The organism is Flavobacterium sp. NPDC079362 (assembly GCF_050267765.1).
GTDB lineage: Bacteria > Bacteroidota > Bacteroidia > Flavobacteriales > Flavobacteriaceae > Flavobacterium > Flavobacterium azizsancarii.
This window is the reverse complement of the sequence record NZ_JBNNFM010000024.1, coordinates 75794-87478: the sequence shown is the minus strand read 5'-3', so window position 1 is coordinate 87478 and position 11685 is coordinate 75794. Positions and strand designations below refer to the sequence as shown.

The following is an 11685-nucleotide window of genomic DNA, read 5'->3' as shown; positions in this document are numbered from 1 at the left end:
ATCTTCCACCGCCTTTAAACTGTGATATAATCTCGGAAATTTCCAACTGTTCAACAACACTGTCTATTAATCGGGCAGAATGATTCTCTGGGATCAGATCATTTAAATTCAATGGAAAAAGATCTTGCTGGTGAACCGAATGAGGCTTAAAAACTGGCTGCATAATCATTGATTTTAGTACTTAAATATAAGAAAAATCAATGTGTAAAACAAAAAAAAACTGCCCGAAATTACTTTTCGGACAGCCTCTTGTGTTTTTAGTGAAATTGATCCTCTTCAATTTCAAATTCGGCATCTTTTTCCCAAATTTCCATTTCGCAGGGCTTGCAGTTGAATTTTAGTTTGTATTCAAGCTCGCCTTGTTTTAAGACCAATGGTTCTTTTACTTTAACACCCATTATATCTTTTTGGTGTATTGGGCATTTTTTTAATTCGTATTTGATGCAATATTTGGTTGTCATCACGCGTGATTTTCCTGGGTCCCATTGCAGTTCAAAAGCTTTTTCGATTTCGGTTACACCATGACGTTCGTAGAATTCACGGGCCGTTTTGTTCGAAACGTTGTACATAAAATCTAGTTTTGTTTCTGGATAAGGATGAGAAGTTTTTACCAATTGGTGTTCTTCGCGTTTGTAATTTGCCAAACGTATTTCTGTCAATTGATCGTAAACTGTTCTTCGCATTTCGTTGATTTTTGAAATAGGGAGGAACCAGTTTTGAGTAAATATTACATTGATTTCATCAGCAGTATAAGGTGTAAAACCTGTTTTTGCCAATTGTGTTTTGATGTTTTCTTCTATCGATTCACCGGTTTTAGTCTGTTCTTTTGAATGTTCTAAAGTAACAGTACTTACATTTCCATCTTCGTCGGTTGCGATAAGTTCGAAACCTTTTTCGTTTTCGGTAAGTAATAATGTAGTACTTAATTTTCGAACAGCACTATCTTCTCTTTCTACAATTTTAATAAAAGCGGCATCGTTATTACGGTAGATAAAAGTTCCGTCTTTTACTTTTTTTAAAACGTTTGGATATATTTTACCGTTTTCGGCTTTGTTTACGTAGATTCCGTCTGCTTCGTTATTTTCGTTAATGAAACAAAGTCCGTCGCCATTGTTTAGTAATTCGCCATTTTCGATTTCGTAAGCGTTTCCAATAGTTCGGATCAATTTACCAATATATTGTCCCTTTGATTTTGGGCTTTCCCAGGAACCAATACTATTGTGTCTGTCGTTTACAAAATAATCAGTATAACCGCGGTTGAAAGTTCTGTTTAGAGAAGAATCAAAAGTATAAGTACATTTTCCGGAAGAAGCTTTGGTGTATTTTTCGCTTCCTTCTGCTTCTAAGAAGCTATCTAATTTTTGACGTAAATAAGAAACGTTATTTTTTACATAAACAACATCTTTAAGTCGTCCTTCGATTTTAAAAGAGACAATTCCGGCTTCAATAAGATTTGGGATTTGGTCTGAAATATCTAAATCCTTAATCGAAAGCAAGTGACTGTTTTTGATTAAAGTTTCTCCGTTTCCGTCGATTAGGTTATATGGTAAACGACAGTTTTGAGCACAAGAACCACGATTCGCGCTTCGTTCTCCGTTAGCAACACTCATATAACAGTTTCCACTAAAAGATACGCATAAAGCTCCGGTTACGAAAAATTCTAGTTCAACATCAGCTTCGTCGTAAATCGTTTTAATTTGATGCAGGTTCAATTCACGCGCTAAAACTACACGTTTGATTCCGGCATCTTTAAGGAATTTAATTTTATCAGCATCACGATTATTGGCTTGTGTGCTGGCGTGAAGTACGATAGGAGGAAGCTCCATTTCCATGATTGCCATATCCTGAATGATAAGGGCATCAACACCAATATCGTATAATTCATAGATCATCTGGCGACAGGTTTCAAGTTCGTTGTCGTACAAAATGGTATTCATAACCACAAAAACCTGCGCATTAAATAAATGTGCATATTTTACTAATGCGGCTACATCTTCGATTGAATTGTTAGCATTAGAACGCGCACCAAATTGCGGTGCACCAATATAAACAGCATCGGCACCACTATTTATGGCAGCCATTCCTCCAATTAAATCTTTTGCTGGAGCTAATATTTCTATCTTTTTCTTCATCCAGTTGATGATAAATTATTTATTTCTAAAACTTTATACTTTTGAGTTTTCGCCCAAAAAAGTTTGCAAAGTTCTTATAAATAATTCGAGTTTACTAATGCTAAAGTGACTTTTTTTTAAATAGTTAGTTAATATAGAATGATGATATTTAAATTTTGAATTTACTTATTTGGTTCGTAGATAAGTTGCACAACTCCTGATTTGAAAACATTGGTTTTAAGTAGTTTTAATTCTATTCGTTCTTGTAAGTCCTCAAACAATGGTTTGCCATTTCCTAACGCAATAGGATGAACTGATATTCTGTAGGTATCAATAAGCTTCAATTGAATAAATGTCTTAATAAGGCTCGCTCCGCCATACAACCATATATCTTTTCCTGATTGTTGTTTGATCTCATTAACTTTATTTGAGATTTCAGAATTTATAAAAGTGGCATTATCATCTTTTCTGTTTTGATTCGAAAAAACAAATTTCTCTTTAGCATGTACTGTTTTCCAAAGTGATTTTTCATCTTGATTTGCATTTTCATCCGGTTGATAATTCCCCCACATATCATAACTTACTCTGCCATAAAAGATAGTGTCTACGCTTGATAAAAATCCATCAAAATCCATATCGTCGTCCATTATGCACCAATCAGTTTCTCCGTTAGGGCCTTCAATAAAACCATCTAGTGTTACAGCTAAATCTAAAATTACTTTTTTCATTTAATATTGTTTTTGTTTTTATTAGGTATAAAAATATAATATTTCATATCTAATAAAAGGAAAAAACTACTTAGTTTATTAACCAAGTAGTTTTTTTATTCTCAAAATACCTTATAAGTACTATGACAATTTTTTCGCTTTAATTTTTGCCAAAGTATTCTCGATACTGTTTAATTGTTTTGAAACAATAGCAATTTGACTTCCATCAAGATGGTTGTCTTCAAGAGCCATTTTGTATTTTTCGATTGCGGCTTCTTCTCCGGAAATACAGGCATTGATGATAGCTTCTGTATCGCCACTTGTAAAAGAGGATTTGATATCGATCCAGGCACGGTGTATTGCTCCCAATGGACCTCCGCCTGCTGTATCTGTTGATTTTCCCAGTTGATTGATTTGGTCTTGTATTTCTACAATAAAAAGAGCACGCTCACGGGCATAATCTAAAAAGTCTGTTTTGATCGCCGGGCTGCTTACGTGTTCAGCGGCATTTGTATATCCTAATTTTCCGTCTTCCAGAATCGAAATTAATCCGTTTAATGTACTAACTGCTTTTTCTGTGGTTTCATCTGTATGTATCATGATCTAATTTTTTAATTAATTTATAATACAAAGATGGGGACTAATAGATGGTTGTACCTTACAGGATTATACTTGTGTTTTACAATATTGTAGAATGGGAATTTTGAAAATGTTTTTTTTAGCTACGAATTTCACGAATTTCCACAAATTATTGGATTGTTTAATTTTCTCACTTTTTGGATGATTTTGAAAATGAAAATTTCTTGTTATCGATCCGCGGCGGCGGAAATCCCAAAATAATCGCATAAAAAAACAGCTCAAAATATAAAGTGATGAAACTTTAAATCTTAAGCCGTTTTAGTAAAATTATTTATGTTTTTTATACAGCCAAAGCTTCTTTGATTCTGCGTAAAGCTTCTTTTAGGATATCGTCACTTGTTGCGTAAGAGAAACGAATACAATTTGGGTTTCCAAAAGCATCTCCGGTTACGGTTGCAACGTTTGCTTCGCCTAAAAGATACATTGACAAGTCGTTTGCATCTTTAATTTCGGTTCCTTTTAATGTTTTTCCGAAGAAAGAAGAAACGTCGGGGAAAACATAAAATGCTCCTTCGGGAACGTTGATTTTTACACCTGGAATTTCTTTTAGCAATCCAACTACTAAATCTCTACGAGAGTGGAAAGCCTGAACCATGTGGTTCAATACGCTTGGATCAGCTTCTACAGCAGTAATTGTAGCACGTTGCGCTACTGAATTTGCTCCTGAAGTTACTTGTCCCTGAATTTTTGTACACGCTTTTGCGATAAATTCCGGTGCTCCAATATATCCAATTCTGTATCCTGTCATAGCAAATGCTTTTGCAACTCCGTTTACAGTAATTGTTTTTTCTAACATTCCCGGGATTGAACCAATGCTGCAAAAAGTTCCTGAGAAATTGATGTGCTCGTAGATTTCATCAGCAACTACGTATATATTTGGGTGTTTTTCTAAAACTTTTGCAAGAGCTGTTAACTCTTCTCTGCTATAAACTGATCCAGATGGGTTGCAAGGAGAACTGAACCACATCATTTTTGTTTTTGGTGTGATGGCAGCTTCTAATTGTGCAGGAGTAATTTTAAAATCAGTATCTACAGATGTTGGAACTTCAACAGGAATTCCTCCTGAAAGTTTAACGATTTCGAAATAAGAAACCCAGTATGGTGCAGGCAAAATAACCTCATCACCATCGTTTAACATTACTTGTGCAATGTTGTATAAAGATTGTTTTGCTCCTGTAGAAACTACAATTTGAGAAGGTTTGTATTCTAAATTATTATCTCTTTTGAATTTTTTGCAAATTGCTTCTCTCAATTCTAAATAACCTTCAACCGGAGAATAGGTGCTGTAATTTTCATCGACTGCTTTTTTTACAGCTTCTTTTATAAAATCGGGTGTATTAAAGTCAGGCTCACCTAAACTTAAACTGATGATGTCTTTTCCTTGTGCTTTCAATTCACGTGCTAAAGCAGCCATTGCCAAGGTTTGTGATGTTGCTAAGTTGTTAATTCTGTCTGAAAGAATGTGATTCATTATAAAAAATTTGAATGTCCCTAATTTCAACTTCAATTAAGGAAGGTTAATTATTAATAGATTTTTTTAATTTTATGCAAGTTCCGGTTTCATTCCCAGATCTTTCAAGTGCTTATAATGTGCGATAACGGCACCTCTCATAGTCCGGAATTCATGATAAGGCAAGTTGCATTCGATTGCAGTTTGTTTTACAATCTCAGCAATTTTTCCGTAATGGATATGACTGATATTTGGAAAAATATGGTGTTCGATCTGGTGATTTAATCCTCCTGTAAACCAGTTTACAACTTTGTTTTTTGGAGCAAAATTCGCTGTCGTGTATAATTGGTGAATCGCCCAGGTGTTTTCCATTTCTCCATCTTCGTTAGGAACCGGGTTTGAAGTTTCTTCTACTACGTGTGCCAATTGAAAAACAACGCTCAGGATTAATCCCGCTGTGTAGTGCATTACGAAAAATCCAATAACAACTCTCCACCATTCTACGCCTAAAATCATTGGCAAAGCCATCCAGATTAAAACGTAGATTATTTTTGTGATGACTAAAACAGTCCAAAGTTTAGTTGGACTTTGAGGTGCTCCGTAAGATAATTTTCTTTTCAGGTAGTTTTTCATTTGCTTGAAATCGGTTGTTAAAGCCCAATTAAAAGTCAATAGTCCGTATAAAAAGAAAGAATAATAATGTTGAAATTTATGAAAACGATGCCATTCAGCATTTTGCGTAAAGCGAATGATTCTTCCGGCATCAAGATCTTCATCATGACCGTGAATATTAGTATAAGTATGGTGGAGTACATTGTGTTGTACTTGCCAGTTGTGTACGTTTCCGGCTAAAACATAAATGCTTCCGCCCATAATTTTATTAATCCATGATTTAGAAGAATAAGATCCGTGATTTCCGTCGTGCATCACGTTCATTCCAATTCCGGCCATTCCAACTCCCATAAGTATGTTGAGTAGCAATTGTGCCCAAAATGGCATCTCAAGAGTTAGTATTAAAAAGTAAGGCGTTAGGAAAACGGCAAAAAGAATAACGGCTTTTAAGTGCAGCTTCCAGTTTCCGGTTTTCTGAATGTTATTCTCTTTGAAGTAATTGTTTACTCGAGAGTTAAGAGTTCTGAAGAACTTCAGATTATCTTGCTTAGCAAATGTAGGCGCGGTGTTATTCATAATTAATTTAGATAGTTTTCAAAGGTAATTATTATAAATTTTCAATTTGCAAAATTGAGTTAAATATTTCAATCGTAAAGTAGTACTTTTGTTAAAAAATTAAAGCAATGGATGAGATATTGAAATATTTTCCTGATTTGACTGACATTCAAATCGAACAATTTCAAAAATTAGACTTTTTATACCACGATTGGAATGAAAAAATCAATGTTATTTCCCGTAAAGACATTGATGCATTATATACAAAACATGTTTTACATTCGTTAGGAATTGCAAAAATCATGAAGTTCGAACCCGGAACAACTGTTCTTGATGTTGGAACCGGAGGAGGATTTCCCGGGATTCCGTTAGCAATTCTTTTTCCTGAAACACGTTTTTATCTGATTGACGTTATTGCAAAAAAAATAAAAGTGGTTCAGGGTGTCGTTGATGCATTAGAATTAAAGAACGTAAAAGCGGAACAATTGCGTGCCGAAAATGTAAAAGGCGATTTTGATTTTATCGTGAGTCGCGCCGTTACAAACATGCCGGATTTTGTATCCTGGATTAAAAGTAAAATCAAAAAACAGCATAAACACACATTAAAAAACGGAATTCTATACCTAAAAGGTGGTGATTTGACCGAGGAACTAAAGGATTTTCCAAAAGCAACTTTATATGATTTGTCTACCATTTTTGATGACGAATTTTTCGAAACTAAAAAAGTAGTGCATTTGCCTTTGAAGTTTACAGTTTAATAAATCTCATACTACTAAACGACCCGATAGTAATTACTTTTGTGAATTATTGTCGGGTTTTTACTTTTTTTCTTCATTTTTTAGTACTGTTATTTAATGTTGGTTTTAATTGTTATTGTTTTCAATTTTAGAACAGTATAAATTTAGGGTGACTTATTTTCTATAAGTATTACGATAAGCCTTAAAAATGATAAAATAAGATATTTTTTAAGTATTCATATTAGTGACAATCAGTTTTTTTCTTCTTAATTCTACCGCTTGTATTCTATCTAAGGCGAATCAATTATCATAACACAATGATAATTTTGTGGTTAGATGTATTTCTTTATCTTTGAAAATACTAATTAAAAGTAATAATGGATAGAAGGAAGTTCTTTAAAAATGGCTCTTTATTTACAATTGGAGCTGCAGTTATGAATCCGTTTCAGAGTTCTGCAAATATTTTAGATTTAGAATCAGTAAATAAAAATAAAAAGGCCAAAAATATTATTCTGTTAGTTAGTGACGGAATGAGTACCGGAACGCTAAATATGGCTGATTTGTTCCTGAACAGAAAAACAGGAAAAGGCTCAAATTGGATACAGTTATATAAAGACAACAGGGTTTCGAGAGCCTTAATGGATACCGCTTCTGCGAATTCTATTGTTACAGATTCTTCGGCTGCGAGTTCTTCATGGGGCGGAGGTTTTCGTGTCAATAATGGCGTGCTGAATGTGAGTCCGCAAGGAGAGCCACATTTGCCTATTTGGCAAAAATTCAAGAAGGCCGGTAAAATGGCAGGTTGTGTAACGACCGTTCCAATTACGCATGCAACTCCTGCTGGTTTTTGTGTAAGCAGTAAAAGCAGAAATGCTCAGGATGATATTGCTGAACAATATTTGGATCTTGGTTTTGATGTTATGATGGGAGGAGGTTCAAATTATTTTAATCCGGAAGTAAGAAAAGATAAAAAGGATATGTTTGCCGCTTTTAAAGCAAAAGGATATCAGGTCGTAAAAACGCGTTCTGATATGGATGCAGCTTCAAATTCTCAACCTATTTTAGGTGTGTTTGCAGAAGATGGTGTTCCTTATTATGTAGATAGAAATAATGATGAAAACCTGAAAAAAACTATTCCAAGTCTGGCAGAAATGGCCCAGAAGGCTATTGACAGAATGAAAAATCATAAAAATGGTTTTGTTTTGCAAATTGAAAGTGGAAAAGTTGATTGGGCTGCACACGGAAATGATATTGCAGGCTTGATTAATGATCAGATTGAATTTGATGAAGCGGTAAAAATTGCAATTGATTTTGCCGAAAAAGACAAAGAAACATTAGTAATTATAACCACAGATCATGGAAATGCCAATCCGGGAATTATTTATGGCAAAAATGCAAATGATAATTTTGACAGTATCCAAAAATATACGCAGACTAATGAATGGATTCTGAATCAGATAAAACCTGAATCTTCAGTTTCGCAAGTAAAAGAAATTATTGAAAAGGCAAATGGACATTCGGTTTCAGATGAAGATGCAAAAATGGTACTGAGTTATTATGATGGTTTGCACAAAGAAGATGGATTGTACAATTATAAAAAATTACCATACAAAGCTTTTGCTGAAATGCAGGGAAAAATAAATTCTGTTGGCTGGATTAGTATGGACCATTCTGCAGATTATGTTGAACTGGCAATGTTTGGTCCCGGAAGTGAATTATTAAAACCTTTCGTAAAAAACACTGACTTGCATTATCTAATGCTGCAGGCGGCAGAAGTAGAGAATAAATTTTAATTTATGAGATGAAATAATAAACCCCACAAACTTCAAAAATAGTTGAAGTTTGTGGGGTTATTTTTTTTTTTAAAGTTATTTGGTTATGACGCCTTTCTGGATAAGCCTAAAAAAGGATTAGTCTTATAATCTATATTTTCAACAAAATCTTCAAGAGCATTTTCTGATGCTTCTTTAGTATATTCGAATTCAGGCTTAAAGAAAAAATCGCGACATATTACAGGTTCGTTTGATGAATCATATATTGCTTCATCAGTTACATCAATATTATCTTTCGTATACTGAGATGGATATTCTTGTTGTAGCGCTGTTATTTTTCTACTGAACCACTTGTCAAAAGTACTTTTTTTAGGAGTGATATTACGTGCTAATAACACCAAGCCAATTAATTCGCCTTGTAGTAAATAAGATCCTTTTCTATACATAACATCAATCATTCTTACATTCATAAGCGCTATCCATAAAGGTCCGCTTACATGTCCTGACGCAGATATATCGAAACCGGCATCAAAAAGCAACGGTTTTGTGTTTTCTCTATTATCTACTGAAAACCAAAGTGCTTCGATACGTTTTTGTATATCACTATTCATTTTTGTATTTCCTGTGTAACGCCAATAAACCCATTCAAGCAAGGCAGCTGTAAGACCTACTGACGCTTTGTGATTAATTTGAAGTAACGCATTCTCAAGATCTTCATTTTCTTCAGATGGATCTAAAAATTGATCAATCTTTTTTTTATTCCACTTATAATTAATCGGATGTCCAATACTTTTTGATTGTACGATTATTGGAGGTGTGTTTTGTAAATTTTTCATGTTCTTTTCTTTTGGGTAATAGCTCCAGTTTTTTTTTAAATGACAGGTTTTTAGCCTTGTATTAAATATTCTTTTATATAATAAATCAGAATGCAAATGTAAGAGGACATGAGATTTTAGAATGGTACAATAAGTTTTTAAAGTAACAGAATAGGATTTTTTAATATGTATAGCGTTGATAATCAATATAATAAGAAAAGTATTGCAAAACTATAAATACATGAAAATGAGATGTCATAACAAACAAGTTGTGTTCTTATTGTATGAGATGTAAATATCTGTTTGTGAGTGTTTTGTTTCGAATTATGATTAAAAACAATAGAAAAAAATCCGCGCCTGAAATATTCAAAAATTAAGATTTAGTGAATAAGCTTTTCATTCGTCCCCTATTATTTTGCGTTCATCTACTTTTATTTGCTTAATCTGCATTAGAGGAATATCTTTACTAATGCATTAACAAATTTTAATTTGAAATCAGTAATAAAAATAACAACATATTGGAAAATTCAACTGATAGGATGGATTATCACTTCTTTATATTGGGGGTTTTCGGCTTTTATATCTGGAAACTTTATCTGGAAAATTGGCATTTTCGATTTAATACTCGATGTTTCGATTGGTATTACACTAACAAATCTTTACAGGAATTTTGCCTTAAAAAAGGGATGGACTAAATTAAATCTAAAAATATTAGCTCCAAAAATTGTCCTTAGTATCTTGGTTCTTTCCTTCTTGTATATGCTTTTGATTGTGTCTAAACTTTATCTGGTACGTTTGTTTATTTTAGAAAACAGTCCAATTTCATTTATTTCATTTTTCAAATTAACACAATTGCAGGTTTTTATTACGGGTACCAGATTAATGTCAGTTTGGGTATTGGCGTATCATCTTTATCATTATTCAAGACTTGAATTAGAAACGGTGAAGGAAAATGCCCAATTGTCGATTAAAATAAAAGAGGCACAACTTAATAACCTGAGCGCACAGCTTAATCCGCATTTCTTTTTTAATTCATTAAATAATATAAAATTTCTGGTTTTAGAAAATCCATCTTCGGCCAGAAGGGCAATTGATCTTTTGTCTGATTTATTACGAAATTCTTTAGACACTAATATTGGGAAACTAATATCCTTAAATGACGAAATTAATCTTGTCAGGGATTATCTGGAATTAGAAAAAATGCGGTTTGAAGATCGGCTGCAGATAAAAATTGAAATTAATGCAGATACATCCCAGCATTTAATTTTGCCTTTTAGTATCCAGACGTTGGTCGAAAATGCAATAAAACACGGAATCGAGAAAAGAAAAAGTGGTGGCTTTATTATGGTGAAAGTTGAGATGGAAAACAGTTTTATAAAAATAAGTGTTCAAAACTCAGGAAGGTTAATTGACCAGATTCAAAATTCTGGTATTGGATTAAAAAATCTGAACGAAAGATTGTTATTGCAATATAACGGAAATGCTTCTTTTGATATTAAAGAGATGAGAGACGAAACTGTTTTGGCAACTATTTTAATTCCATCAAAATGAAAAAGATAAAAGTTGTAATAGTTGATGATGAGCGTTTATCGCGGGAAGAATTAAAAAGAGCTTTAAAACCATACGATGATTTTATCCTGATTGGTGAGGCAGAAAATGCCGATGATGCTAAGGATTTAATTGAATCAGAAATGCCGGATTTACTTTTTCTGGATATTAAGATGCCTGAAAAGTCCGGATTCGATTTGTTGGAGTCACTGAATAATGTGCCGGCAGTTTTATTCATTACAGCTTATGATCAATATGCCGTACAGGCATTTGAAGTAAATGCTTTAGATTATTTAATGAAACCAGTACGAGAGGAACGTTTTGCAAAAGCGATCGAAAAAATAAGAGATACTTTTAAGTTGAAATCTGCTTTAAATAATATTGAAACAGAAGATCGAAAAATTTTTATTAAAGACGGAGAGAAACGATTTTTTATTCGGTTAGATGAAATTTATCTAATTGAATCATTGGAAAATTACACGAGACTATTTTTTCAGAACAAAAAAGCACTTCAAAGGCGTTCGCTTCGCCAATGGGAAGAAATATTGGATGAAAATACTTTTTTCAGAATCAACAGGGCCGAAATTATAAATATGAATTTTATTCAGGAAGTAAATATTACAAGTGCGGGCAGGATGGAAGTAAAGCTAAAAACGGGAGAATTATTAGAAGTATCCAACCGTCAATCAGTGAAGTTTAAAAATAGCAATGGATTTAATAAATGAAAAATTACTTAAAT

The 11685-nt window shown here is 33.3% G+C and carries 10 protein-coding genes; 4 read left to right on the top strand and 6 right to left on the bottom strand.

Features of this window, described 5'->3' with window-relative positions; all coding sequences use genetic code 11:
- Positions 1-257: 257 nt before the first annotated feature.
- The 5 genes from ACQKCJ_RS18245 to ACQKCJ_RS18225 form a co-directional block, all read right to left on the bottom strand.
- Entirely contained in the window at positions 258-2132 is a 1875-nt protein-coding gene (locus tag ACQKCJ_RS18245) for a peptidase U32 family protein (protein ID WP_427402612.1), read from the bottom strand.
- 161 nt (positions 2133-2293) lie between these two features.
- The gene (locus ACQKCJ_RS18240; protein ID WP_271338648.1) at positions 2294-2839 is read right to left on the bottom strand and encodes a dihydrofolate reductase family protein; all 546 of its coding nucleotides are present in this window, start codon (positions 2837-2839) and stop codon (positions 2294-2296) included.
- Positions 2840-2959: 120 nt separating this feature from the next.
- Positions 2960-3418 (bottom strand): ferritin-like domain-containing protein, encoded by a 459-nt coding sequence (locus ACQKCJ_RS18235; protein ID WP_271338647.1) that lies wholly within the window; start codon positions 3416-3418, stop codon positions 2960-2962.
- Between the two features lie 319 nt (positions 3419-3737).
- Positions 3738-4928 (bottom strand): pyridoxal phosphate-dependent aminotransferase, encoded by a 1191-nt coding sequence (locus ACQKCJ_RS18230; RefSeq protein WP_271338646.1) that lies wholly within the window; start codon positions 4926-4928, stop codon positions 3738-3740.
- 72 nt (positions 4929-5000) lie between these two features.
- Entirely contained in the window at positions 5001-6095 is a 1095-nt protein-coding gene (locus ACQKCJ_RS18225; RefSeq protein WP_271338645.1) for a fatty acid desaturase family protein, read from the bottom strand.
- Between the two features lie 107 nt (positions 6096-6202).
- Here ACQKCJ_RS18225 and rsmG point away from each other — a divergent pair, with 107 nt between their 5' ends.
- Both rsmG and ACQKCJ_RS18215 read left to right on the top strand, forming a co-directional pair.
- Positions 6203-6832: a 16S rRNA (guanine(527)-N(7))-methyltransferase RsmG gene (gene rsmG / locus ACQKCJ_RS18220; RefSeq protein ID WP_271338644.1), complete on the top strand. Its 630-nt coding sequence runs from the start codon at positions 6203-6205 to the stop codon at positions 6830-6832.
- Between the two features lie 356 nt (positions 6833-7188).
- Entirely contained in the window at positions 7189-8604 is a 1416-nt protein-coding gene (locus ACQKCJ_RS18215) for an alkaline phosphatase (RefSeq protein WP_271338643.1), read from the top strand.
- Between the two features lie 83 nt (positions 8605-8687).
- On the opposite strand, the gene ACQKCJ_RS18210 is transcribed toward ACQKCJ_RS18215, so the two are convergent.
- On the bottom strand, positions 8688-9419 hold the full coding sequence (locus ACQKCJ_RS18210; protein ID WP_427402611.1) for a hypothetical protein: 732 nt from the start codon (positions 9417-9419) through the stop codon (positions 8688-8690).
- Positions 9420-9887: 468 nt separating this feature from the next.
- On the opposite strand from ACQKCJ_RS18210, the gene ACQKCJ_RS18205 reads away from it, so the two are divergent.
- Entirely contained in the window at positions 9888-10949 is a 1062-nt protein-coding gene (locus ACQKCJ_RS18205; RefSeq protein ID WP_427402610.1) for a sensor histidine kinase, read from the top strand.
- A complete protein-coding gene (locus ACQKCJ_RS18200; protein WP_271338640.1) occupies positions 10946-11671 on the top strand; it encodes a LytR/AlgR family response regulator transcription factor in 726 nt (241 codons plus the stop codon). The genes ACQKCJ_RS18205 and ACQKCJ_RS18200 overlap by 4 nt, the downstream gene beginning before the upstream one ends.
- Positions 11672-11685 lie beyond the last annotated feature (14 nt).